Source organism: Vibrio sp. AIC-3 (assembly GCF_013114515.1).
Lineage (GTDB): Bacteria > Pseudomonadota > Gammaproteobacteria > Enterobacterales > Vibrionaceae > Vibrio > Vibrio crassostreae_C.
Map to the genome: position 1 here is coordinate 43,984 of NZ_VTXG01000001.1, position 25,571 is coordinate 69,554.

A 25,571-nucleotide genomic window follows, 5' to 3' on the forward strand; every position below is an offset into this window, starting at 1 on the left:
TATGGTTGAATTTGGAGCAATTCGCCTTTTCACTAATATTAATAATGTTAAACCTAAGGTTTTCTTAGGAAAAGCTATAAATTATTAGTTCCCTAAATCAGGCATTTAATAGATAATTGTGACCCTGATCAATTCCAAACTTTCTCATGGAGACCCTTGTGTCCAAATCACCGTTACTAGCAAAGGTTACTGCCGCATTTTCAATGCTAATGTCAGTTAACTCGGTTGCAAGCCAATACGACTTCGACCAGCCAATCAACCTTTCTTACTCGGATGAATGTGCTCAAGATTACTGTTTTAATGACAACTTGTACACCTACAAGCCTAGTACCAATTACGCACTGAGCGAATCGAGTGATGAGTACGACTTCTCAATCCAACAACCAAAACACATGTTGGTGAGTCAGGAGAAAGATTGGGATTACCTAATGGGTCAAACCTACACCATTCTTGGCTTGAGTGTCGCGACAGTGGGTCTAATGACTCTGCTCCCTGAAAGTATTACTAAGTGGGATGATGACCAACGTGATATCAGCTCATTAGGTAAAAAGTGGAAAGATAACGTTTCTGCTGGTCCAACATGGGACCGTGACGAACACTTCCTAAACTACGTAATGCACCCATATTTCGGTGGTGTTTACTACACCGCAGCTCGACACGCAGGTTACGACGAGTTTGAGTCATTCTTATACTCTTGGACTATGTCGACGTTCTTCTGGGAATACGGCGTAGAAGCGTTTGCAGAAGTACCTTCATGGCAAGATCTCTTCATCACACCTTTCTTCGGTGCGGTTGTCGGTGAAATGATGCTAGAAGCAGAGCAGGATATCATTGCTTCAGGTGGCGAAGTGATGGGCTCTCAAACCATGGGTGATGTGTCGCTATTTTTCCTTAACCCTGTTGGACACATTCACTACTGGGTAAGTGACGCATGGGGCGGTGATGCAGAAGTTAACCTGAATACTAACCCTTGGTGGGATAACCAAGACGCTGCACGTTTTGCTTACGATGCTGGCGCACCATACGACTCTCAGTTTGTTGGTATGAACTTCAAAGTAACGTTCTAATTCGTCTCTAGTACTACTCAATATAAGTTATTGAGTATAAGTTGCTGAATCATCAATCACAGTGACAACTCTTCTAAAAAGCGGCTCTCTAGCCGCTTTTTTTGTGCCCTACTCTTCATTCTCTTTTTTTGCATCGAAGCTTAGTTTCAAAAATTGACCTAGGTCAAACATTGTTCGATGTAACCTTCTACACTGAAATTAAAGAACTTTATCGCGTGATATCAAACATTTAATTAGCAAAGAATAATTGAAACCTTGGGGGCTGATATGAACAGTACATTTATCGTAAACTTTATCGGAAAAGCATCACCAGCAACAATCAAACAGCTTGCTGCGGTTACTCACGAAAACGACGGCAAATGGCTCATCAGTAAAGTGAACTTTATTGAAGACCAAGTCGCAGGCGTACTAAAGGTTCAACTTCCAGCCATCAACGAATCGATTGTAAAAGAAGCGTTCAGCGCCAATCCAGATCTCATCGTGCAGTTTGTCGATTCCGATCATACACACAATGTTCAAGACACGGTCCATCACTTGAGACTCGACTCTAACGACCGAGCAGGTATCGTCAACGAAGTGACTCATGTATTGGATAGACAAGGAATCAGTATTCTCGATATGGATTGTCACCGCGTCTTTATCGCTGGTGGCGGCGGTGTTAGCTCAAGTCTATTCACATCAAAAATCGCCGTTAAGCTGCCAATCGAAGTACAGATCGACGACGTAGTTAATGAACTCGAAACGCTCAGTGAAGATACTCGTGTGATGATTGAAAGCTAAATAAACAAAATTAAAGAACAAAAAAGAGCAGCTCATTAGCTGCTCTTTGTATTGCTCTGAACTTGTGATTCAGTTACTTAACTGACCATTGTGATAATGAGCGTTTGAAGTCTTCATAGCCGAATTCATTTAGCTTCTGAACTTCACCACTGCTACGTTCACAGTAGATTGAAGGCATTTTAAGGCCATTGAACCAGTTCAATTTCACCATTGTGTAACCCGCGCTGTCTAACAGATGCAGCTTTTGACCAATCTTAAGTGGCTCATCAAAGCTCGCTTCGCAGAACTGATCGCCCGCAAGACATGAACACGAACCAATCACGTAGTCATGGCTGCCTGTTTCTGATGCTTCCAATACTGATGCGGGCTCATTGTAGATAAGCGTGTCAAGGCGGTGCGCCTCAGTCGCTGAATCCACAATCGCTGTTTTCTTCACGTTCTCAACAATATCGACCACTGTCACAACTAGGTCGGTTGTTTTAGTGATGATCGCTTCACCCGGCTCAAGATACATCTGCACACCGTGCTTTTCAGAGAAGGCTTTCAGCGCAAGACCGAGTTTTTCGATGTCATAGCCAGGCCATGTGAAGAACACACCTCCGCCCATGCTCACCCAGTCCAACTTATCTAAGTGCTCACCAAACTGTTCTGAGATTGAATCAAGCAGGCCGATAAACGCATCGACGTCTTTGTTCTCACAGTTCATGTGGAACATCACACCATTAATCTCATCGAAAATTTCTGGTTTGATGTGGTCAGCTTGCACGCCCAAACGCGAGAATTGACGTGCTGGATTCGCCAAGTCTTGCCCTGCGTAGCTCACGCCCGGATTTAAACGTAAACCCAGTGAAGCTTTACCTTCAACAATATGACGGTAAGCAGCAAGTTGGCTTTGAGAGTTGAAGATCATCTTGTCGCAGATGTCAGCAACCTCTCTCACGTCATCTTCACTGTAGCCCACACTGTAAGCATGAGTTTCACCGCCAAAAGTTTCGTGACCTAATTTCACTTCATAAGGGCCAGAACTAGTAGTACCGTCTAGGTACGGTTTGATGATGTCAAACACGCCCCAAGTCGAGAAGCACTTAAGCGCAAGTACCAATTTCACACCTGAAATCTCTTTCAGTTGCTTGGCTTTTTCTAAGTTCGCAATCAACTTGTCTTCGTTGATCATGAAATATGGGGTTTTTAGTTCTTCTTTCTTAAACGTCATTTTTGTAAACACTCAAGCAGCATCTATAGATGGAAAGGTAAATTAACAATTTTGGTGTGATTTATTTTGATTTTGTCCTGTCCGAGCGCAGTGAGTTACAAAATCAAAATAAATGATACCAAAGCTTCAAGGCTATCATCATCGAAAAGGGAACAATCCATGTCCCCTTTAATTAGCAATCAAAACAAGAAATCAGTTCTTATTTTTTCAGCTCATGAATCACTGGAAGACCTTGGCCTGCTTCAAGCTCTTGAACATGCCAATCTAGACCAATTTCCGGCATAGTTGCTAGGAACGGATCTGGATTTAACTGTTCCATGTTGAACACGCCTTTATCAGCCCATTCGCCACGGAAGAACTGAAGTGCAGCGGTAATCGCTGGAACACCAGTTGTGTAAGAGATCGCTTGGTGCTCTACGTCTTCGTAAGCCACTTCGTGGTCTGCGTTATTGTAGATGAATACGCTACGCTCTTTACCATCTTTCTTACCTTGAACCCAAGTACCGATACACGTTAAACCAGTGTAACCCGGAGCTAGAGATGTTGGATCCGGTAGTAGTGCTTTAAGAACATGCAGAGGCTGAACCACAGTACCATCGTGCAGTGTTAGCGGATCTGGGCTAAGAAGACCGATATCACGCATGCAGTTGAAGTAGTTCAAGTATGCATCACCAAAGCCCATCCAAAATTCGATACGCTTAGCTGGGATGAACTCTTTCATTGAACGAACTTCATCGTGCGCCATTGAGTAAACTTTGTGAGAACCACAGTTCGGGAATTCAAACTCAAGCATACGAGAGTGACAAGGTACTTGTTTCCACTCTTCATTTTCCCAGTAGAAAGAATCGCCTTGGATCTCAAGCATGTTGGTTTCTGGGTCAAAGTTTGTCGCAAACTTCTTGCCGTGGTCACCAGCATTCACATCCATTACATCAATTGAGTCAATCTCATCGAACAAGTGCTTAACCGCGTATGCAGCAAAGATTGATACCACACCTGGATCGAAACCAGCACCAAGAATACCTGTGATGCCTGCTTCAGCGAACTTCTCACGGTAGCCCCACTGCCAATCGTAAGCTTGTGGTACTTGTTGGCCTTCAGAACATAGGTCAACCGCTACCGATGTATCTAAATAAGAAACTTTAGATTGGTAACATGCTTCCATGATTGCCATGTTTACCCAAGGAGGACCAGCATTGATCACTAGATCCGGCTGAACTTCTTTAATCAAAGCAACAAGCGCATCAACATCATCAGCGTCTACTGAACGTGCTTCTAGTTTCTTAGTTGAATCTTTTAGGTTGTTTTTACCCTTGATAGATTCGATGATTTTTTCACACTTCGCGATTGTGCGAGAAGCGATTGTGATATCACCCAGTACTTCGTTATTTTGTGCTGCTTTGTGTGCAACAACCCAACCAACGCCGCCTGCACCAATTTGTAGAATAGCCATAGTATTAATTACCCTTGTTGTTCTGCTAGCTCAGTGGCTAGAGTTTGAATTTTGTTAATTAGAGATTTGAAATCTGATGTCTTTAGGCACGGATTCAAGATAGTGAATTTAAGCGCACTCTTACCATCCACGACCGTTTCACCGAGTACTGCAACACCACGAGTCAGCGCTTCCAGTCTTAGCGTTTGATTCAATTTGTCTAAATCTAGCTCGCCGTTTGCTGACGGCTTAGATCGGAACAGCACTGTTGATAGTGACGGCTCTGCGAGTAGCTCTAAGTCAGCTTGGTTTTGAATCAGGTCTGCCACTTCTAGCGTTTGCTCAAGAAGATGGTCGTACATATCACCCAACTGCTTTGGTCCAACGCTTTGCATCGTCATGAAGACTTTCAATGCATCGAAACGCTTGGTGGTCGCAATAGACTTATCGACTAGATTTGGCAGTTCATCGTGTTCGCGGTTTAGGTAATCTGCGTGATGTAGAAGGTACTTAAAGTTCGCTTTGTCTTTCAACAATACCGCGCCGCAGCTGATTGTTTGATAGAACAATTTGTGGAAATCGACACTCACAGAGTCCGCTTTTTCGATGCCTTGTAAGCGAGCCTTGTGGCTACTCAAGATAAGCGCGCCACCGTATGCACTGTCGACATGGAACCAAAGGCCTTGTTGGCTTGCGAGGTCTGCAATAGCATCAAGGTCGTCGATAGCACCGTGATCGGTTGTACCCGCCGTACCGACAACAGCAAAAGGAATCAACCCTTGTGCTTTAAGCGCTTTCACTTCTGCATCTAACAAATCAGGCTTGATAGTGCCGTTTGCATTGGTGTCAACACAGCACACTGCCGCTTCGCCTAGCCCTAGTAGAGAGGCTGACTTTTGAACCGTGAAGTGAGATTTCTTTGAACATAAGATACGCAGCTTGCTCGCGTATTCTGGTAAGCCAAGCTTTTGGATTGAGTGACCATTGTGCTTATCCGCAACCCAGTCTCTCGCAAGCAATAAACCCATTAGGTTACTTTGCGTGCCACCGCTAGTGAAAACACCGTCAGCTTGTGCGCCAAGTTGGTATTTGTCACACATCCAATCCACGACGCGCTGCTCAACATAAGTCGCAGCCGATGCTTGGTCCCATGAATCCATTGATTGATTCAATGCCGCGATAATCGATTCCGCTGCTACCGAAGCCATAAGAGGAGGAGTGTGAAGGTGTGCAATGCAATCTGGGTGTTGCACGAAGATGGAGTTTGCAGCGACAAGGTCTGCAGTACTATCTACAACATCAACCAAAGCGTGTTGATTGTTATCAAGGTCGACAGCATTGATAGCTGCTTCTAGCACTTTTGGATCTAAACCCGAATAAGGGGTTTCAACCTGTTCAAAAACCGCTTTCATCGCTTGAGTGGTTTGGTTCATCACGTTAGCAAATTCGTCGCTACCGCCTAAACCTGTATGGATGAAATGCTTGTTCCATTCTTGGTTTGCTTGTTCGCTTGAAGCTGGGTCTTGTTGTAAGCCACCACCAGCTGCGATGATCGCTTCTTCCATTACGCGGAGTGCAAAGTCAATCTGCTCAAAAGAGATAATCATTGGCGGAAGGAAACGAATTACCGAGCCATCACGACCACCCTTTTCAACCATCAAGCCACGCTCTAACGCTGCTCGTTGAATCGCTAGGGTTAGTTCGCCGTCTGATTGTGGTTCGCCAAACTTGTTAAGCTCACTATTTGGTTGTTTGATCTCAGCACCGAGCATCAGGCCTTTACCACGAACTTCAGCAATACAGCTAACGCGTGATTGAATCTTCTCAAGCCCGTGACGTAAATATTGGCCTGCGATGTTCGCGTGCTCAACTAAGCCATCTCGTTCGATGATCTCCAACGCCTTAGCGCCAGAGACCATTGCTAATTGGTTACCACGGAATGTACCGGTGTGCTCACCCGCTTTCCATGTATCAATGCTCTTATCGAACACAAGCAGCGACATAGGCAGTCCGCCACCAATCGCTTTAGATAAACATAAGATATCTGGATTAACACCAGACTCTTCAAACGCAAATCGATGGCCAGTTTTGCCCACACCACACTGAATCTCATCAAAAATCAGTAGGATGCCGTGCTCATCACAGATGCGACGTAGGCCTTGTAACCAAGATGCTGGAGCAGGAATCACACCGCCCTCACCTTGCACAGGCTCAACGATCATCGCCGCCGGTTTCATGATGCCAGACTCGTCATCATTCAACATACGTTCGATGTAACGAATGCTCGCGTTAGCACCCGCTTCACCACCAATACCAAACGGGCAGCGTAGGTTGTATGGGAAAGGCATGAAGTGCACATCAGACATCAAGCCGCTACGACGCTCTTTAGTGCCGAGGTTACCCATCATACCCATGGTGCCGTTCGTCATACCATGGTAAGCACCACGGAAAGCAAACATGGTGTTGCGACCTGTGGTTTGCTTGGCGAGCTTGATCGCCGCTTCCACAGCGTCAGCGCCAGATGGGCCACAGAATTGAAGAACCGAGTTATTTGAAAAGTCTTGAGGAAGAAAAGCTTTAACTCGCTTGATAAACGTCTCTTTTGCTTGAGTCGTGATATCAAGTGTTTGGTATGGCAAACCAGAATCGAGTTGGTCTTTAAGTGCTTGGTTAATCTCAGGGTGGTTGTAACCCAGAGAAAGTGTACCTGCACCGGCTAAGCAATCGAGAAAGAGTTGGCCACGAGTATCTTCAACTAAAGCGCCACATGCTCGTTTAATAGCAATAGGCAGGCGTCTTGGGTAAGAGCGAACATCCGACTCATGCTGTTCTTGCTCTAGCAAAATAGCGTCAGGTGTTAGGTCGTACGTTCCCTCTAAGATAGGAACCATAGTTGAAAATGAATTTGCGATAGTATTGATATCGACTTCAAAGGCGGTAGTCATAAAAGTCCCCTTGAATGTGTTCATACTCACCTCCATCAGACGCAATTACCCACCAACTCTCGTTAAATTTGGAGAGAGTTCATAGTGAAGTACACGTATTGTCTAGAAATGAGATATAGCTGTACGCTCGCATAAGTCAAATGACGAATACGAAATTAAGCCGTCTTAAGACAGCGATAAATTGTTAGCGTGAGCTCAAGGTTCAGTAATGCTACTGTTTTGAAGAATTGGACATTTTTGCAGGATCGGGCAGCTATGAGGAGCTGGTCCCTTTGGAAATGCAGAGCTGATTAGCAATGTTGTAATTAGTGTGTTCAATGTTGGGTTTCCCATTAACATGACGAACTGCGCCATAAGTATCCCGTCTATCAGCTAAAGGACTAGCCAATACCTACCCTACGTAATGTCCCAATCAGCAAGAATGGTCACTACGCGTATCCCCCAGAAGCAATCGTTGCTCTTCTTGAACATTGTTCATTCCGAGATTGCGCAGGAAAGTAACATAAAGTGAAATGAACGATCAATAGTTTTTAATAATAGCCTGATAAATAGCAGTGGTGGCTAAGCAATTGCTGAAAATATCGTCAGCAATATCGTTTAAGAAAGAGATCTCCGGTTCATTCGTTCCTCATGCCCGAGGATGACGACACAGGTATATAGGCGGTGTTAGTGATGGCTTGAGGCTGTGCCGCCTTTACATCATTCCCTGGTACGAGGAACGAGTTCATAGGGGATCTCGCATTTAAAAACTAACTGTTCTAAACGAACTTAATTGCGAAATTTTGAAATAAAAATAGAAGTGAATTTTGAGTGTGGATTCAAACAACAAAAGTACAGATATGGAAACGCTGAACGCCAGAAACCAAAAAGCCCGAACATTTCTGTTCGGGCTTTTTAATTTGGAGCGATACATCGGGTTCGAACCGATGACCTCAACCTTGGCAAGGTTGCGCTCTACCAACTGAGCTAGTATCGCATTTGCTTTATCAAGATAAAGACTTTAATAGATGGTGCCCCGGGCCGGACTTGAACCGGCACAGCGCGAACGCCGAGGGATTTTAAATCCCTTGTGTCTACCAATTCCACCACCAGGGCACGCAATTCTTTATTGCGATGCCGATTACTGAAAAGTAAAACACCATCTTAATGCTGACGCCAATCAACATTACAAAATTTGGAGCGATACATCGGGTTCGAACCGATGACCTCAACCTTGGCAAGGTTGCGCTCTACCAACTGAGCTAGTATCGCATTTTCATTCAAATTCTTTCTAGAAGAAAGAGAGAATGGAGGCGCCTCCCGGAGTCGAACCGAGGTCCACGGATTTGCAATCCGCTGCATAGCCACTCTGCCAAGGCGCCTTAGTAACTCCAATCGAATCGCTCATTGCCATCCTCTTGGGTACGGGATGCATTCTACGGATTCAGACGATTGAGTCAATATTATTTTTGTATTTTTAATTCGTTTGAATAGATTTCATACGAAACAGGCCAAATAGCTGACTTTATGTTCAAAACACACTGTGAGCGGGTTATTCAAAGGAGATCTATATCACATTAGATATCCACTATTGATAACTTAACCTTAGGTTAAAGATCAAAAAAGCGAGCCTCAGCTCGCTTCTTCATCAATGATGTTTTTCGTCTAACAAATCGTCTTTGGCAGCCATCAAGTATTGTGCCATTGACCAATAAGTAAGAACGGTGGCGACATACAGTGCAATGTAACCTACCCACACCATCCAGTCGTCGTATCTCCAGATAAGTACCCAAAGAGCGAACATCTGAGAAACCGTTTTGACTTTACCAACCCAAGATACCGCAACACTTGCGCGTTTACCGATTTCAGCCATCCATTCACGAAGCGCTGAAATGATGATCTCACGAGCAATCATGGTCACGGCTGGAATAGTTATCCAAATAGAGTGGTAATGCTCTGTAATCAGGATAAGAGCCGTAGCGACCAACACTTTGTCAGCCACAGGGTCAATGAAGGCACCGAAGCGAGACGTTTGCCCTAACTTACGAGCTAGCATGCCATCTAGCCAATCAGTGAAACCGGCTACCCAAAACACCATCGCAGCAGCGAAAGGAGCCCATTGATAAGGTAGATAGAAAACGACAACGAATACTGGGATCAAAAATAGTCTCAGTAAGGACAAAATGTTAGGTATATTCAAACGCATATTATTGGGCTCTTATTAATTGCGCTTTAATGGTGCGGGATTTTTACTATTGTTTCAATGCTTGATAAATGTTTTCTGCCAAAGAATGACTAATGCCCGGCACTTTGGCTATTTCTTCGACAGTTGCACGCTTAAGTTCTTGTAAGCCACCCATATATTTCAGCAACGCTTGACGACGTTTAGGCCCTACCCCTTCAATTCCTTCCAAAGCACTGGTTCTGCGCGTTTTACCACGTTTAGCTCTATGCCCTGCAATCGCATGATTATGGCTTTCATCACGGATGTGCTGGATAAGGTGTAGTGCTGGCGCATCACTGGGTAAATTGAACTCTTCCCCTTCTAGGGTCACTAGAGTCTCTAAACCAGGTTTACGAGTCACGCCTTTCGCAATACCCATCATTCTTGGTCTAAACGGCCAATCACACCAATATTGAGAAATGATCTCATGAGCGCGGTTTAGCTGACCTTTGCCACCATCGATAAAGATAATGTCTGGGATCTTGTCGACATCGAGTTGCTTAGAATAACGCCTCTCAAGCGCCTGAGCCATCGCAGCGTAGTCATCACCACCGGTAATGCCGGTGATGTTGTAACGACGGTACTCCGGTTTAACCGGGCCTTCTTGATTAAATACCACACAAGAAGCGATCGTGCTTTCACCCATGGTATGACTGATATCGAAACATTCCATTCGCTTGATAGCATCCATCGACAGCACTTCTTGAAGCTCTTTGAAGCGCTGATTAATCGTCATCTTGTGATTAATCTTGGTAGTAATAGCCGTCAATGCATTGGTGTTCGACAACTTAAGGTAACGACCTCGAGTCCCTGAAGGGTTGGTATTGAAGTGGATCTTACGACCCGCAACTTCACACAAAGCTTCTTGAATCGGTGTAACATCTTCCATCAAATCGGCATTGAGAATCAGACGAGTTGGGATGGTTCTCGCTTCATTATGTGCAAGATAGTATTGGCTTAAAAAGCTCGAAAAGACTTCCTCTCGCACCGTATTGTTTGGAATTTTCGGGAAATGGCTTCTACTGCCTAAAACCTTTCCTTGGCGAATCATCAAGATATGAATACAAGCCACGCCATTTTCTTGAGCAAAACCTAACACGTCCATATCTTCCATTGAGTCGTCAGATACGTACTGTTGCTCTTGCACGCGTCGAATCGCTTGGATCTGGTCACGGAAAGCAGCAGCTTGCTCAAAGCGAAGCTCTTGGCTTGCCTTGTCCATTTTATCGATGAGCGTCTCAAGAACTAGCTTGTCTTTCCCCTGCAGGAATAAACGAACGTAGTCGATAAGTTCACTGTACTCTTCATCAGAGATAATTGAGCTAACACATGGCGCAGCACAACGACCAATCTGATACATCAAACACGGGCGCGTTCTGTTGGCATAAACCGTATCTTCACACTGACGAGCAGGAAAGATTTTCTGTATTAGGTGCAACGTCTCACGCACAGCACCGGAATCAGGATAAGGACCAAAGTACTCTCCCTTTTTCTTCTTAGCACCACGATGCATCGACAAACGAGGATGTTTGTGACCGCTAATAAAAATATAGGGATACGACTTATCATCACGCAGAAGTACGTTGTATTTCGGTAGGTACTGCTTGATGTAGTTGTGCTCAAGGATAAGAGCTTCTGTTTCTGTATGCGTTACAGTGACATCGATTTTATCGATATTGCTAACTAAAGCGCGCGTTTTTTCACTGTCGACTTTTTTACGGAAATAACTGGAAAGGCGTTTTTTGAGGTTCTTTGCTTTACCGACGTAGATAACAACAGCCTCGGCGTTATACATACGATAAACGCCGGGCTGTTCTGTTACTGTCTTGAGGAATGAGACTGAGTCAAACAAGTTGGTCACTATACGATCTCAGTGTTAAAGGGTCTCAGTGTCTAACATTCCATGTCTAATCGCTAAATGCGTCAGCTCTACATCGCCACTGATATCCAGCTTACTGAACAAGCGGTAGCGGTAACTGTTGACTGTTTTAGGACTTAGATTGAGTTGTTCTGAAATATCCGTCACTTTCTGACCTTTGGTAATCATCATCATGATTTGAAGTTCACGTTCAGATAAGTCTGCGAATGGATTTTCAGACGCAGGAGAGAATTGGCTCAAAGCCATCTGCTGCGCAATTTCTGGTGAAATGTATCGTTGGCCACTATTAACCACTCGAATTGCATTTACCATTTCATCCGGACCTGCCCCTTTAGTAAGGTAACCAGCAGCTCCAGCTTGCATCACTTTAGTTGGAAACGGATTTTCCGTATGAACAGTTAAAACGATGATTTTAACATCAGGGTTGAAACGCAAGATCTTCTTGGTTGCTTCTAAGCCACCAATACCAGGCATATTCATATCCATCAAAATAACGTCAGTATTGTTAGTACGACACCATTTTGCAGCATCTTCACCGCTTTCAGCTTCCCCTGCTACGTTCATTCCACGGACGTCTTCAATAATACGTCGTATCCCTGTGCGAACCAGCTCGTGATCATCTACAAGGAAAACATTTATCAAACTTGTATCTCCACACTATTAATTGGCTCTGCAACCACTGTGTCATTTCATCTGTTTGAAACAATTGAACAAAGGAACAGTGGATCGCAGCATTGAGTACATCTTAACTTAATTACTAAAAAAAAGCTCTGTTGAATATGTGCTGAAACACGAACTTTAGCAAGTACTTATTAACAAATAAGCTAACTAAAACAACAAGCTTTTTCTAAAAATCAACCAGTTAAAACAACACCCAATAAAATTACATAAGATAAAGATATTTTCAATACCATTGAATAACCATTCGCGACAATTTCACTTATTTGCTTATAGAGTCCCGTTATTTGCCTCTACTAACTAGAATTTAGTTAGTATTTTTACTGCCTTTTGTGCGCAGAAGGTCGCTAGATGGTAGTATTCGATTCCCCATTTCAATAGGTTACTACATTGGATATTCAGCAAGGCTTTGTACTCACAAGACAAGCAAGAGATTTTTCAGGGCGCACACAAATCGACTTGTGGTTAAGCACCCCTCAAGGCCCTACTCTGCTGACGATTCAAAATGAAAAACCGGTATTTTTTGTCGCTCAATCTGACGTTGAGGCATGTCAGGCAATCGCAGCGAAAGAGTCGATCGATTGCCAATTTAAGCTTCTAGAATTAGCCACATTCGAGCAAACACCTCTCGCCGCGTGTTACACCTCACTGTCGAGAAGCAGCTTTGGTTTAGCGCAAGCCTTTCACAACGAAGAAATCCAAACCTTTGAAAGCGATATTCGACTCGCCGATCGATTCTTGATGGAACGTTTTATCAAGGGAAGTATTGAGTTCACCGGATCTGCTGTGCAAAAAAATCAGCATCGTCGAGTCTCAAACGCAAAATGCCGAGCAGGTGATTACTTACCCAGTCTATCTGTGGTCTCGCTTGATATTGAGTGTTCGGAAAAAGGCGTGCTTTATTCAATTGGCCTAGACAGCCCGATGGACAGCCGAGTAATCATGGTCGGCGAAGCACAACAAGCTGAAACCAATATCCAATGGGTTGCCAACGAGAAAGCGCTACTTGAAGCCATGATAGCTTGGTTCTCTGAATTTGATCCTGACATCATCATTGGCTGGAATGTTATCGACTTCGATTTTAGGCTGCTGCACAAACGTTCAGAATGGAACGAAGTGAAGCTCAACATCGGCAGAGACAACCAACCGAGCTTTTTCCGCAGTTCTGCTCAAAATCAGCAAGGTTTTATCACGATTCCGGGGCGCGTTGTCTTGGATGGTATTGATATGCTCAAGACAGCGACCTACCACTTCCGCTCTTGGTCTCTTGAGTCGGTATCGCAAGAGCTGCTTGGGGAAGGCAAAGACATCCATAACGTTCATGACCGTATGGATGAGATAAACCGAATGTTTAAGTTCGATAAACCCTCACTCGCTAAGTACAACCTTCAAGACTGCGTACTGGTAAACAGCATCTTCGAGCACACTCACCTACTCGACTTCGCGATTGAGCGCTCTCGATTAACCGGTGTTGAGCTGGATCGCGTTGGTGGCTCTGTTGCGGCCTTTACTAACTTATATCTGCCTCAAATCCACAGAGCGGGTTATGTCGCACCGAACTTAGAGCCAGAGAATTGGATTGCGAGCCCCGGCGGTTATGTGATGGATTCAATTCCCAATCTGTACGACTCGGTTTTGGTACTCGATTTTAAGAGCCTGTATCCATCGATCATTCGCTCGTTTCTGATTGACCCTATGGGACTAATTGAAGGGTTGAAGCTTGAACTAGGCCCAGCAGAAAACCAAGCCGTTGATGGCTTTCGAGGTGGGCAATTCCACCGCTCTAAACACTTCTTGCCCGAGATGATCGAAAACCTTTGGGCTGCACGTGATGTGGCGAAGAAGAACAACGAGAAAGCGTTCTCTCAGGCGATTAAGATCATCATGAACTCATTCTATGGTGTGTTAGGTTCGTCTGGTTGTCGTTTCTTCGATACCCGGTTAGCGTCTTCAATTACCATGCGTGGACATGAGATCATGAAGCAAACCAAGGTTCTGATCGAAGACAAAGGCTATCAAGTGATTTACGGCGATACCGATTCAACCTTCGTGTCTCTGAACGGCAGTTATGATCAGCAAAAAGCAGACGAGATCGGGAACACACTGGTCGCTTACATCAACGATTGGTGGACGAATCACTTAAAAGAGACCCACAACCTAACCTCAATACTCGAATTGGAATACGAGACTCACTATCGCAAGTTTCTAATGCCGACCATTAGAGGTTCAGAAACCGGCTCGAAGAAACGTTATGCCGGATTAATCACTCAAGGCGATAAAGAAAAGATCATATTTAAAGGGCTTGAGAGTGCACGCACCGATTGGACACCTCTCGCACAGCAATTCCAACAAACCTTGTATGAGATGGTGTTTCACGAACAAGATCCAACCGACTACGTCAGACAGTTTGTTGATGAAACCTCTGCTGGCAAACATGATGATTTATTGGTGTATCAAAAGCGCTTACGCCGCAAATTACATGAATACCAAAAGAACATTCCGCCGCAGGTTCGCGCAGCTCGTATGGCCGATGAGATCAATGCTCAGTTAGGGCGCCCTCTTCAATACCAAAATAAAGGACGTATTGAGTATTTGATTACTCTGAGTGGCCCTGAGCCCAAGGAGTATTTAAAGAGTGGTATCGATTATCAGCACTATATCGACAAGCAGATTAAACCGGTCGCAGAGGCAATACTGCCCTTCATCGGTTTAGACTTTGAAAGAGTTAGTGGGCAGCAGTTGGGTTTGTTCTAGCACTATATTCAATATGCTCTTAAAACGAAAAAAGCAGAGATATGTTCTTCAGCACACTCTGCTTTTTAGTATCAATGGATCGGTTATAAATCTCTATCCGATTCTGAACTCGGTTTTCTGATACTGCTTAATCAACCACTCACCAAAGCCATCAAGAATACCGATCACCGAACGTTTAGGGATTGGTCGACCAGAAAGTAAAATGCCCAACCTTTGGATTTCGACTTCTCGATCTGGGTGATACTTCAAGAACTGTTGGCCACATTCAACAGGATCATCGTACCAATATTTATCGCGGTACATCACCAGTGAGTAACTCGCTCGTAGAAGCTTCTTGGCAATAATCACCTGCGCAGCGACTTGTTGTTCTGGCGTTGTCGCTCGTGCGATCTTGTTGCGATACACCGCCAACCAGTTTTCCGCATCCATATTCCAGTGCTTAGCGATTTCCCAACTTGTTTCAAAATCACCATAGCAATCTGATAAGTCTTCACCATGCACACACACGGCTAAATGCTTGAGCATAAAACCCCAAGTGAAGATATTGTCGAAATCGACTATCTCACTCACTAAGGTAGTTTTTATCGCCACTTGAGTTACCTGCGGGAAGCTCTTTTGGAAACGCCATTTGATGGTGTTCAACAAAGTGGTTCGTTGGTCAGGAAACGGTCGATGGGTCACCACAACCACATCTAGATTGGAGCGACCGAAGACGGCTTGCTTACGAGCCACACTGCCATAAATATAAATACTGTGCAGATTAGATCCTAACCCACCTTTTAGAAAGGTAATCAGATCGTTAACCACAGGTTGAAATTCAGGTTGAAAAGGCTGTGTTGGGTCAATAACGGGTAGCTGCATAGGTCGTTTCGGTAAATAAAATAATGATTTAACTATAACTCTATGATCGCCTAGGTGACTTTATGATTCAAGCTATTCCTATTTATAGCATCTCCGAGATATAATCAGCGGATAGACCCACTAAGGACAAACACAAAATGCCTAGAGCAAGTGAAATTAAAAAAGGTTTTGCTATCACAGTAGAAAGCAAAACAGTGATCGTTAAAGATATCGAAGTAACAACACCAGGCGGCCGTGGCGGCCAAAAGATTTACCGCTTCCGTGGTAACGATGTAGCAACTGGCGTTAAAACTGAAGTTCGCCACAAGGCTGACGAAATTGTTGAAACTATTGACGTAACTAAGCGTGCAGTAATGTTCTCTTACGTTGATGGCAACGAGTACATCTTCATGGACAACGAAGATTACACACAATTCATCTTCAACGGTGAGACTATCGAAGACGAACTACTGTTCATCAACGAAGAAACTCAAGGCATGTACGCGATCCTTATCGACGGCAACGCTGCAACGCTTGAGCTACCAACATCTGTTGAACTAGTTATCGAAGAGACTGATCCTTCAATCAAAGGTGCATCAGCGTCTGCTCGTACTAAGCCAGCTCGTCTTTCTACAGGTCTTACTATTCAAGTACCTGAATACATCGCGACTGGCGACAAAGTAGTAGTAAACACTGCTGAACGTAAATACATGAACCGCGCAAGCTAAGATACTTATTATGACCGAAGCTAACGACCTAATGTCTTATGACGACGCAATTGACACTGCATACGACATCTTCCTAGAGATGGCACCTGACAACCTAGAGCCTGCAGACGTGATTCTTTTCACTGCTCAGTTTGAAGATCGTGGCGCAGCAGAGCTTGTTGAAACTGGCGATGATTGGGTTGAACATGTTGGCTTTGAAGTCGACAAAGAGATCTACGCTGAAGTGCGCATTGGTCTTGTGAATGAAGCTGATGACGTTCTAGACGACGTATTTGCTCGCATGTTAATCAGCCGTGATCCAGAACATAAGTTCTGTCACATGCTGTGGAAACGTGACTAATACCGCTGTTGACGCTCATCAGCATGAGTAAACAAGTATTCATGTAAGCGAGTTAAAAGTTAGCCGAGCCGATTGCTCGGCTATTTTTATCACGCCATTTCTCATCATGATTACTCACTTTCATCATCAACGTTAGATTCACTGATTATGACCAAAGCAAAAACAGACACACAATCAAAAGGCTATGCCTGCATTGGCCTAGTTAACCCAAAGACGCCTGAAAACGTAGGCTCTGTAATGCGAGCTGCTGGCTGCTACGGCGCCAACTCTGTGTTTTACACTGGCACACGCTACGACCATGCGCGAAAATTCCATACCGACACCAAAGAAAAGCACTTAGCCCTGCCTTTGATTGGTGTTGAAGAGCTGAAAGATATTATTCCAGTAGGCTGCGTGCCGGTTGCTGTTGATCTGATTGAAGGTGCTAAGCCTCTACCTGATTACAAGCACCCACCACGCGCGTTTTACATTTTTGGCCCAGAAGATGGCACGCTAAAGAAAGAGATCACAGATTTCTGTCGTGAGACGATTTACGTTCCGACCAACGGCTGCATGAACCTAGCAGCATCAGTGAATGTTGTGCTTTACGACCGACTGGCGAAAGGCGATAACTTTTCGAATCATAAGTAAAAGAAACGAGATACGAGCAGATTATAGATGCGCCTACACGAGATAAGAGATGCGAAAAGCTCGCTTACTGTCACTTATGGCAGCATGTTTTCGATACTCGGTTACTCGCATCCCGCATCTGCTATTTCTCCAGACGTAAAAAAACCTGCTCAATGAGCAGGTTTTTTAGTATTCAGTGCTTTCAGCTAATGAAGCTTTACGCGTAAGAAATTACGTAATTACTGACGTGTTCTTGGCTTAGCTGGTTTAGCCGGACGACCGTTGTTCAGTTTAGGCTTACTTTTGTTAGCCTGAGGTTTGCCTTTGTTTGCAGCTGGAGCGCTACGACCTGAATCAGGTGTTGTAGTACCGCGAGTTGCAGGCTTCTTACGCTTAGTTTGGTTGCTACGGCCTTTTGGTGCGTTTGCACGCTCTTCGTGACGTTTAACAGCACGACGAATTTTTTGGCTACGAGAACGCTCACGCTTACGAGAAGTGTTTGAAGGATCAAGATCCAACAGTGTCTCTTTCTCAGGCTTAAGCTCAACAAGCTCACGCAGGTAGTTAACTTCTTGAAGATCTAGCTCTTTCCAACCGCCACGAGGCAGTTTCTTATCAAGGTAGATATCACCGTAACGTACACGTTTCAGGCGGCTTACTGTCGTTTCTTGAGATTCCCAAAGACGACGAACTTCACGGTTACGACCTTCGTTAATCGCTACGTAGAAAGTATGGTTCATACCTTCACCACCAGCGTAAACAACATCTTCAAAACGAGCCATGCCGTCTTCTAGTTGTACACCACGAGTAACGTTTTTAACTTTCTGCTCAGTCACTTCACCGAATACACGTACTAGGTACTCACGTTCAACCTGACGGCTTGGGTGCATTAGACGGTTTGCAAGCTCACCATCAGTAGTGAAAAGCAAAAGGCCTGATGTGTTTGCATCAAGACGACCAACTGAAATCCAACGAGAACCACGGATCTTAGGTAGACGATCGAAAACAGTACGGCGGCCTTCAGGATCGTGACGAGTACAAAGCTCACCTTCAGGTTTGTAGTAAGCAAGTACACGACAAACCACTTCTTCAGAAGCCTTGCCTGAAACAGTATGGCCATCGATACGGATCACTGAGTTCTCGTCTTCAAGACGCTCGCCCAGTTTCGCAACTTGACCGTTAACACTTACACGACCAGATTTGATTAAACCTTCTAGTTCACGACGAGAACCGTGACCAGCTCGCGCTAAAACCTTCTGTAATTTTTCGCTCATTTACTCTTTTCTACCTAATTGTCGTCTTCACAGACGTCGAATGAATTTTTCGCGACCAAATCGCGGTCGCGTATTATCGCAAATAACCTGCCAAAAAGCACTTGTTATTTACTGTGGCAGGTTTGCTGTATCGTTACAGACTGTTAATCAGTAAAGCGATTATTCAAACGGCGCAGGATCGCCAGCACCACGACGTAGAACCACGGCATCATCGTCACTGAAGTCAATAACCGTCGTCGGTTGCTCACCTAAGTAACCGCCATTCAAAATGACATCAACCGCATGTTCTAGGCTGTCACGAATTTCTTCTGGATCCGACTCCGTAGTCTCGTTACCCGGCAGAATCAGAGACGTCGACATTAATGGTTCACCCATCGCTTCCAAAAGGTCGAGTGCAATCTTGTTGTCTGGGACACGAATACCAATCGTTTTACGCTTGGCGTTCATCAAACGCTTTGGCACTTCTTTGGTTGCTTTAAAGATAAACGTGTAAGCACCTGGTGTATGTGCTTTCAGTAGACGGAAAGCCACGTTATCGACGCGTGCATACAGTGATAATTCAGAAAGATCACGACATAACAAGGTGAAATTGTGCTTGTCATCGATGCGACGAATTTTACAGATACGTTCAAGTGCTTGTTTGTTTTCAAGCTGACAGCCCAGCGCATAACCGGAATCTGTTGGATAAACCACAACGCCGCCATTGCGAATAATCGCAACCGCTTGAGTAATTAAGCGTGCTTGTGGGTTATCTGGGTGTACATAAAAAAACTGGCTCATTATTGATCCTCGTTATCGAATCTCTCGACTCTATCATCAGAAGGAGCTGGCTCACCTAAAGACTATTCAGATGGTGAAACCGTTTGAAACTCCCAATCTTTCCATACTTCTTCGACCCCAGAAGGTAGCCAGAGATTGCGTCCAAGTTCCATCCACGGAGATGGGTAATGGAAATCACTGCCTTGGGAGGCTAATAGTTTGTATTGTATAGCATAATCCGCGAGTGTGCGTCTTTCTTGTTGCGCTTGCTGAGGTTGAGCTACTTCCATCGCATCCCCTTTCGCTTCAACAAATGCCGCTAGCAGGCGCTTAACCCACTTGGCTGTAAGGCCATATCGCCCAGGGTGAGCGAGCACGGCTTGTCCACCAGCAGCATGAATAGCCGTGACAGCATCACTCATTGAACACCACGTTGGCGGCACATAACCTGGGTTATTGCGAGTAAGAAACTTTTTAAACACCTGCTGCATGGTTTTTGCGTAGCCGTTATCGACTAACCACTTAGCAAAGTGAGCGCGAGTAATAGGCGCATCACCCGCAATCAATTTAACTTCTTCTAGTACCCCTTCACGAGTCGTTTTCTCAAGACGTTGAGCAATCATCTCTGCACGTCCAATGCGGTGTTGCTTCTGTTGCTCAATGAGCGCTTTAAGCTCTGGTGACTCAGGATCAACGTTTAACCCAACAATATGGATATCTTTGTTTTGCCAAACAGTCGAAATCTCAATGCCGTTGATCAGCTGAATAGGAAGATTGTTATCAGCAATATAGTTGCGTGCTTCAGCAAGCCCATCAGTCGTGTCATGATCTGTAATCGCTAGCGCTTCGATGTTAAAGCCAAGCGCTCGGTCAATTAGCTCAGGTGGAGTAAGTCGGCCATCTGAGGCTGTTGTATGACTATGTAGATCAATTCTCATATATTCTTTTTCATTGTTTTCAATTTTTATCGTTATATTTGTGTCAACACACTTGACCCGCAAGCAGAAAACTAGTTAACTAGTACACAAATACGAAGTATCACATTTGATAGGTTCACCATGTTACAAGAATTTAACCAAAACCATAAAGATAAAGTTTTAGAACTTTCTTCAGTAGAAGCAAGTTCAGAGCTTAATTGGTGGCGCACTTGGACAAGTTCTTGGTGGGCTAACGTGTACTTCTAATTAAACAGTTTGTTTATAAAAAAGTTATCACTAAGCCCGCTTTAATAGCGGGCTTTTTAATTTGTCGAACATCTCACATTCAACTGACTAACAAATCATCGAATTGACCATATTCTAGATTGGGTGAAAGGTATCTTTATGCGACTATGTACGGCAGGAAATTTAAAGAATCATAAAGGAGGTCTTGTGAACAAGGCCATTGAAATCAAAAAGCTGGGAACCATTGAGGTCATCAATTCCTCAGTTCCTTACTCGCAAGATCCAACCAGCGTTTTTCATACTTTGTGTGAAAACAAAACTGATAGTCTTTTGTTGGAATCTGCCGAGATTGAATCTAAACAGAACCTGACAAGCCTACTCCTTATCGACTCTGCTGTTCGCATCGTATGTCGCGGACATGAAGTAACCTTTCAAGCATTGACTGAAAACGGTCAAGCGCTTATCGAACATCTCACTCAAAACGTGAAAGCAGAAATTAAATCTGACCTTACTGATAACGTTTTGACGCTGACTTTTATCGAACCAAGCAACGAATTAGACGAAGACTCACGTTTAAGAGAAGCCTCTTCATTCGATGCACTGCGTTTGGTTCAGCACAGCTTTGAGCAAGACGCGGATAACAAACACGCATTATTCATGGCGGGCTTATTCGCTTACGACATCGTGGCAAACTTTGAGCCACTAGGTGATGCTGAAGCAACCAACAATTGTCCTGACTTTGTATTCTACGTAGCTGAAACACTATTGCGTTTCGATCACCAAGAGAACGAAGGCCTACTTCACGCGAGCTTATTTGCTCAAGATGACAACATCAAAGCGCAATTAACTGACCGTCTAGCCGACATTCAAACTCAGTGTCAGTCCCTGAAAGCCATCACTGAAGTAACGCCGTTAGACAACGTTGAAGCTGTACCTAGCGTTTCAGATGAAGACTTCTGCCAAACGGTTCGTGATTTAAAAGAGTACGTAGTTAAAGGCGATGTATTCCAAGTGGTACCTTCACGCCGCTTCACTCTACCTTGCCCTGCCCCACTGGCGGCTTATAAAGAACTCAAACAAAGCAACCCAAGCCCTTACATGTTCTACATGCAAGACGAGCTGTTTACTCTGTTCGGTGCATCTCCAGAAAGCGCGCTGAAATACGAGACAGAAACCAACCAAATCGAGATCTACCCGATTGCTGGTACTCGTCGTCGTGGTAAGCGCCCTGACGGTCAAATCGATTTCGACCTAGACAGCCGTATCGAGCTTGAACTGCGTACCGACAAGAAAGAAAACGCCGAGCACATGATGCTAGTTGACCTAGCGCGTAACGATGTGGCACGTATTGCCGAAGCTGGCACTCGCCACGTAGCAGACTTACTGAAAGTAGACCGCTACAGCCATGTAATGCACTTGGTTTCTCGTGTTGTTGGTCAGCTCCGTGAAGACTTAGATGCTCTGCACGCTTACCAAGCTTGTATGAACATGGGCACGCTAACGGGCGCACCAAAAATCCGCGCAATGCAGCTTATTCGTGACGTAGAAAAAACGCGTCGTGGTAGCTACGGTGGTGCAGTCGGTTATCTAACCGGTGAAGGGACTCTAGATACTTGTATCGTAATTCGCTCTGCTTACGTTGAAGATGGCGTAGCACAAGTACAAGCTGGCGCTGGTGTGGTATTCGATTCAGACCCACAAGCAGAAGCCGATGAAACTCGCGGCAAGGCACAAGCGGTTATCTCAGCGATTCAAGCAGCTCATACTAAGAACCTAACAAATAAGAAGGAGTCGTAATCATGGCTGATATTGTATTCATCGATAACTTCGACTCGTTCACTTACAACCTTGTAGACCAATTTCGTTCATTAGGTCACAGCGTAAAAATTTACCGTAACAACATTCCTGCAAAAGTAGTTGAAGCGGCGATCAACGAACTAGACAACCCTGTTGCACTGCTTTCACCAGGCCCTGGCGCTCCAGCAGATGCGGGCTGTATGCCAGAGCTGATTCAGCTTCTAAAAGGTAAAGTGCCAATGATTGGTATTTGCTTAGGCCACCAAGCGATTGTTGAAGCCTATGGCGGCACCGTTGCAGGCGCTGGCGAAATCATTCATGGTAAGGTGTCGATGATGGAACACCAAAACCATGCGACTTACCAAGGCTTACCTTCGCCATTGGCTATCGCTCGCTACCACTCTTTAGTGGCAACGCATGTATCTGATAGCCTAACGGTGACCGCTGAAGTAGATGATTTGGTGATGTCTGTGGTTCAAGAACAAGACAAGGTGTGTGGATTCCAATTCCACCCTGAATCAATTATGACGACCTACGGTGCAACGCTTCTAGCAAACGCTATCGAATGGGCTCTTGAGAAACCTCTTCGCCTTGAAAAGACTGGAAAATAGGAAACGATCATGGAACAGATTAATAAACTTTACGAACAGCAGTCTCTTACTCAAGAAGAAAGCCAACAGTTATTTGATGTGATCATCAAGGGTGAACTAGACCCAATCTTGATGGCTTCTGCGCTAACTGCACTGAAAATCAAAGGCGAAACGCCCGATGAAATTGCAGGCGCAGCAAAAGCACTACTTGCGAATGCAAACCCGTTCCCGCGCCCTGATTACGATTTCGCAGACATCGTAGGTACAGGTGGCGACGGTCACAACACCATCAATATCTCGACGACTTCTGCATTTGTTGCCGCAGCGTGTGGCTTAAAAGTCGCGAAGCACGGTAACCGCAGCGTATCGAGCAAATCAGGCTCTTCTGACTTACTGGATTCGTTCGGTATCAACCTAGCGATGACAGCTGAAGACACACGTACGGCTGTTGATGAACTTGGCGTAGCATTCCTATTTGCTCCGCAATATCACGTTGGTGTACGTCACGCGATGCCGGTTCGTCAAACAATGAAAACGCGCACTATCTTCAATATTCTTGGCCCACTGATTAACCCTGCTCGCCCTAACATCGAGCTAATGGGTGTTTACAGCAAAGAGCTGGTACGCCCTATCGCAGAAACCATGCTGCAAATGGGCATGAAGCGTGCAGCTGTTGTGCACGGTAGCGGCCTAGATGAAGTAGCGATTCACGGCGAGACTATCGTTGCTGAGATTAAAGATGGCAAGATTCACGAGTACACAGTGACTCCGGCTGACTTTGGTTTGAACACTCACCCTCTTGAAGCGATTAAGGGCGGCGAGCCAGAAGAGAACAAAGCCATCACAACTGATATCCTGACGGGTAAAGGCACTGATGCTCAAGTTGGCGCAGTGGCAGTCAACGTAGCTCTGCTGATGCGTCTATTTGGTCACGAAGACCTAAAAGCCAACGCTCAGCAAGCGATTGACGCGATGAACTCTGGCAAAGCGTACGAGCTTGTACATAAGCTTGCTGCACACGCCTAACGAACGACGAATTGAGACAAAGAACATGACACAGACTACCGATAAACTGTCGACCCACGTTTCAGTCAAAGAAGCTGAAATGGCGGAAGTATTAGCAAAAATCGTTCGTGATAAATACCAATGGGTTGAAGCGCGTAAGCAGACTCAACCATTAGACGAGTTTAAAGCGTCACTAACTGCAACAGACCGCAGCTTTTATGACGCTCTGAGCGGAGAACAAACGGTTTTCATCACTGAATGTAAAAAGGCCTCTCCGTCAAAAGGTTTAATCCGTGACGAGTTTGACCTCGACTACATTGCGTCTGTTTACAACAACCACGCAAACGCGATTTCTGTGCTGACAGACGAGAAGTACTTCCAAGGTGACTTTGAGTTTTTACCTAAAGTTCGCAGCATTGCTAAGCAGCCTATCCTGTGTAAAGACTTCATGGTTGATACCTACCAAGTGTATCTAGCTCGTCATTACTCAGCTGATGCTATCTTGCTAATGCTATCGGTATTAGATGACGAAGAGTACAAAGCGCTGGCGGAAGTCGCTCACTCACTCAACATGGGTGTATTGACCGAAGTCAGCAACGAAGAAGAGCTTCACCGTGCAGTCGCTCTAAACGCTAAGGTGATCGGCATTAACAACCGTAATCTTCGTGACCTTTCGACTGATTTGAACCGTACTAAAGAGTTGGCGCCGCTGATTCGCGAACTGGCTCCAAACGCAGTTGTGATTTCAGAGTCTGGCATCTACACACATCAACAAGTTCGTGACCTTTCAACGTTTGCAGATGGCTTCCTAATCGGTAGCTCTCTAATGGCAGAGAAGAACCTCGAGCTTGCGGTACGCAAAGTAACACTGGGTGAAAACAAGGTGTGTGGTTTAACTCACTCTGACGATGCAGCAAAGGCTTATCAAGCTGGTGCGGTATTCGGTGGTCTGATATTCGTTGAAGCATCTAAGCGTCATGTGGATATCGAAGCGGCTCGTTTGACTATGAGCGGCGCACCTTTGAACTACGTGGGTGTGTTCCAAAACCACAGCGTTACTGACGTTGCGAAAACGGTTTCTGAGCTAGGCCTGTTCGCTGTGCAATTGCACGGCGATGAGTCTCAAGCGTTTGTCGATGAGCTAAAACAGTCACTACCTGAAAGCGTTGAGATTTGGAAAGCTTACGGTGTTGCTCCCGATGCTGAGAGCTCGCTACCAGAATTACTGGAAAGCAACGTGACTCGTCACCTGCTAGATACTAAAGTGGGTTCTCAAACTGGTGGCACAGGCCAAGTGTTCGATTGGAACCTAATCAACAACCATAGCGCAATCATGTTGGCGGGTGGCCTAAACCCAGAAAATGCTAACCAAGCCGCTAAGTTGGGTTGCTTAGGATTAGACCTAAACTCTGGCGTTGAATCCGCTCCAGGTAAAAAAGACGCAGACAAGCTGCAGCGTGCTTTTGCTGCGATTCGCAATTACTAGTCCAAACTCGGCGCTAGAAATTAGAAAGC

The 25,571-nt window shown here is 45.0% G+C and carries 21 protein-coding genes, 4 tRNA genes and 1 other annotated feature; of the genes, 11 read left to right on the top strand and 14 right to left on the bottom strand.

Going from position 1 to position 25,571, the window contains the following annotated elements; genetic code table 11:
* The first annotated feature begins 158 nt into the window (after positions 1 to 158).
* Together F0229_RS00195 and F0229_RS00200 are read left to right on the top strand one after the other, a co-directional pair.
* Entirely contained in the window at positions 159 to 1,067 is a 909-nt protein-coding gene (locus F0229_RS00195; RefSeq protein ID WP_017065591.1) for a DUF3943 domain-containing protein, read from the top strand.
* Between the two features lie 267 nt (positions 1,068 to 1,334).
* A complete protein-coding gene (locus F0229_RS00200) occupies positions 1,335 to 1,847 on the top strand; it encodes a glycine cleavage system protein R (protein WP_017061000.1) in 513 nt (170 codons plus the stop codon).
* A gap of 73 nt (positions 1,848 to 1,920) precedes the next feature.
* Here F0229_RS00200 and nspC read toward each other — a convergent pair whose 3' ends face one another.
* The 10 genes from nspC to uvrY all read right to left on the bottom strand — a co-directional run bounded on the left by nspC (position 1,921) and on the right by uvrY (position 12,161).
* Positions 1,921 to 3,060 (bottom strand): carboxynorspermidine decarboxylase, encoded by a 1,140-nt coding sequence (gene nspC / locus F0229_RS00205; RefSeq protein ID WP_017063550.1) that lies wholly within the window; start codon positions 3,058 to 3,060, stop codon positions 1,921 to 1,923.
* A 199-nt stretch (positions 3,061 to 3,259) separates the two neighbouring features.
* A complete protein-coding gene (locus F0229_RS00210) occupies positions 3,260 to 4,513 on the bottom strand; it encodes a carboxynorspermidine synthase (RefSeq protein WP_017061002.1) in 1,254 nt (417 codons plus the stop codon).
* An 8-nt stretch (positions 4,514 to 4,521) separates the two neighbouring features.
* On the bottom strand, positions 4,522 to 7,461 hold the full coding sequence (locus F0229_RS00215) for a pyridoxal phosphate-dependent class III aminotransferase (RefSeq protein ID WP_171732019.1): 2,940 nt from the start codon (positions 7,459 to 7,461) through the stop codon (positions 4,522 to 4,524).
* An 876-nt stretch (positions 7,462 to 8,337) separates the two neighbouring features.
* Positions 8,338 to 8,413, bottom strand: a tRNA-Gly gene (locus tag F0229_RS00220).
* 32 nt (positions 8,414 to 8,445) lie between these two features.
* A tRNA-Leu gene (locus F0229_RS00225) sits at positions 8,446 to 8,532 on the bottom strand.
* An 80-nt stretch (positions 8,533 to 8,612) separates the two neighbouring features.
* A tRNA-Gly gene (locus F0229_RS00230) sits at positions 8,613 to 8,688 on the bottom strand.
* 36 nt (positions 8,689 to 8,724) lie between these two features.
* A tRNA-Cys gene (locus F0229_RS00235) sits at positions 8,725 to 8,798 on the bottom strand.
* Between the two features lie 266 nt (positions 8,799 to 9,064).
* Entirely contained in the window at positions 9,065 to 9,622 is a 558-nt protein-coding gene (gene pgsA, locus F0229_RS00240) for a CDP-diacylglycerol--glycerol-3-phosphate 3-phosphatidyltransferase (RefSeq protein WP_017061490.1), read from the bottom strand.
* A gap of 46 nt (positions 9,623 to 9,668) precedes the next feature.
* Entirely contained in the window at positions 9,669 to 11,501 is a 1,833-nt protein-coding gene (uvrC, locus tag F0229_RS00245) for an excinuclease ABC subunit UvrC (protein WP_171732020.1), read from the bottom strand.
* 15 nt (positions 11,502 to 11,516) lie between these two features.
* A complete protein-coding gene (gene uvrY, locus F0229_RS00250; protein ID WP_004729778.1) occupies positions 11,517 to 12,161 on the bottom strand; it encodes a UvrY/SirA/GacA family response regulator transcription factor in 645 nt (214 codons plus the stop codon).
* Positions 12,162 to 12,587: 426 nt separating this feature from the next.
* On the opposite strand from uvrY, the gene F0229_RS00255 reads away from it, so the two are divergent.
* Entirely contained in the window at positions 12,588 to 14,951 is a 2,364-nt protein-coding gene (locus F0229_RS00255) for a DNA polymerase II (protein WP_171732021.1), read from the top strand.
* 93 nt (positions 14,952 to 15,044) lie between these two features.
* On the opposite strand, the gene F0229_RS00260 is transcribed toward F0229_RS00255, so the two are convergent.
* Positions 15,045 to 15,812, bottom strand: coding sequence for a hypothetical protein (locus F0229_RS00260; protein ID WP_017061494.1), 768 nt, complete (start codon positions 15,810 to 15,812; stop codon positions 15,045 to 15,047).
* Positions 15,813 to 15,949: 137 nt separating this feature from the next.
* Between F0229_RS00260 and yeiP the strand changes: the two genes are divergently transcribed.
* The 3 genes from yeiP (at position 15,950) to F0229_RS00275 (ending at position 17,489) form a co-directional block, all read left to right on the top strand.
* The gene (gene yeiP, locus F0229_RS00265; RefSeq protein WP_017055115.1) at positions 15,950 to 16,519 is read left to right on the top strand and encodes an elongation factor P-like protein YeiP; all 570 of its coding nucleotides are present in this window, start codon (positions 15,950 to 15,952) and stop codon (positions 16,517 to 16,519) included.
* A gap of 10 nt (positions 16,520 to 16,529) precedes the next feature.
* Entirely contained in the window at positions 16,530 to 16,859 is a 330-nt protein-coding gene (locus tag F0229_RS00270) for an HI1450 family dsDNA-mimic protein (RefSeq protein ID WP_004741258.1), read from the top strand.
* Between the two features lie 147 nt (positions 16,860 to 17,006).
* On the top strand, positions 17,007 to 17,489 hold the full coding sequence (locus tag F0229_RS00275; protein ID WP_017061495.1) for an RNA methyltransferase: 483 nt from the start codon (positions 17,007 to 17,009) through the stop codon (positions 17,487 to 17,489).
* A gap of 218 nt (positions 17,490 to 17,707) precedes the next feature.
* On the opposite strand, the gene rluB is transcribed toward F0229_RS00275, so the two are convergent.
* From rluB to F0229_RS00290, 3 genes are all read right to left on the bottom strand, one after another.
* On the bottom strand, positions 17,708 to 18,742 hold the full coding sequence (rluB, locus tag F0229_RS00280; protein ID WP_017055112.1) for a 23S rRNA pseudouridine(2605) synthase RluB: 1,035 nt from the start codon (positions 18,740 to 18,742) through the stop codon (positions 17,708 to 17,710).
* Positions 18,743 to 18,901: 159 nt separating this feature from the next.
* Complete coding sequence (locus F0229_RS00285) at positions 18,902 to 19,522, bottom strand: L-threonylcarbamoyladenylate synthase (protein ID WP_009848751.1); 621 nt, start codon at positions 19,520 to 19,522, stop codon at positions 18,902 to 18,904.
* A gap of 62 nt (positions 19,523 to 19,584) precedes the next feature.
* Positions 19,585 to 20,439: a PHP domain-containing protein gene (locus F0229_RS00290; RefSeq protein WP_171732022.1), complete on the bottom strand. Its 855-nt coding sequence runs from the start codon at positions 20,437 to 20,439 to the stop codon at positions 19,585 to 19,587.
* Positions 20,440 to 20,559: 120 nt separating this feature from the next.
* Between F0229_RS00290 and F0229_RS00295 the strand changes: the two genes are divergently transcribed.
* The 5 genes from F0229_RS00295 to trpCF all read left to right on the top strand — a co-directional run bounded on the left by F0229_RS00295 (position 20,560) and on the right by trpCF (position 25,542).
* On the top strand, positions 20,560 to 20,685 hold the full coding sequence (locus F0229_RS00295; protein WP_009848753.1) for a trp operon leader peptide: 126 nt from the start codon (positions 20,560 to 20,562) through the stop codon (positions 20,683 to 20,685).
* Positions 20,632 to 20,746, top strand: a sequence feature (Trp leader region). (Overlaps the previous gene by 54 nt.)
* Positions 20,747 to 20,871: 125 nt before the next feature.
* Entirely contained in the window at positions 20,872 to 22,461 is a 1,590-nt protein-coding gene (locus F0229_RS00300; protein WP_017063545.1) for an anthranilate synthase component 1, read from the top strand.
* A 2-nt stretch (positions 22,462 to 22,463) separates the two neighbouring features.
* Positions 22,464 to 23,072 carry an aminodeoxychorismate/anthranilate synthase component II gene (locus tag F0229_RS00305; protein WP_017063544.1) on the top strand — a complete coding sequence of 203 codons (609 nt, stop codon included), beginning with the start codon at positions 22,464 to 22,466 and terminating at the stop codon, positions 23,070 to 23,072.
* 9 nt (positions 23,073 to 23,081) lie between these two features.
* A complete protein-coding gene (gene trpD / locus F0229_RS00310; RefSeq protein ID WP_136977869.1) occupies positions 23,082 to 24,077 on the top strand; it encodes an anthranilate phosphoribosyltransferase in 996 nt (331 codons plus the stop codon).
* A 25-nt stretch (positions 24,078 to 24,102) separates the two neighbouring features.
* Positions 24,103 to 25,542 (top strand): bifunctional indole-3-glycerol-phosphate synthase TrpC/phosphoribosylanthranilate isomerase TrpF, encoded by a 1,440-nt coding sequence (gene trpCF, locus F0229_RS00315; RefSeq protein ID WP_171732023.1) that lies wholly within the window; start codon positions 24,103 to 24,105, stop codon positions 25,540 to 25,542.
* Positions 25,543 to 25,571: the final 29 nt, after the last annotated feature.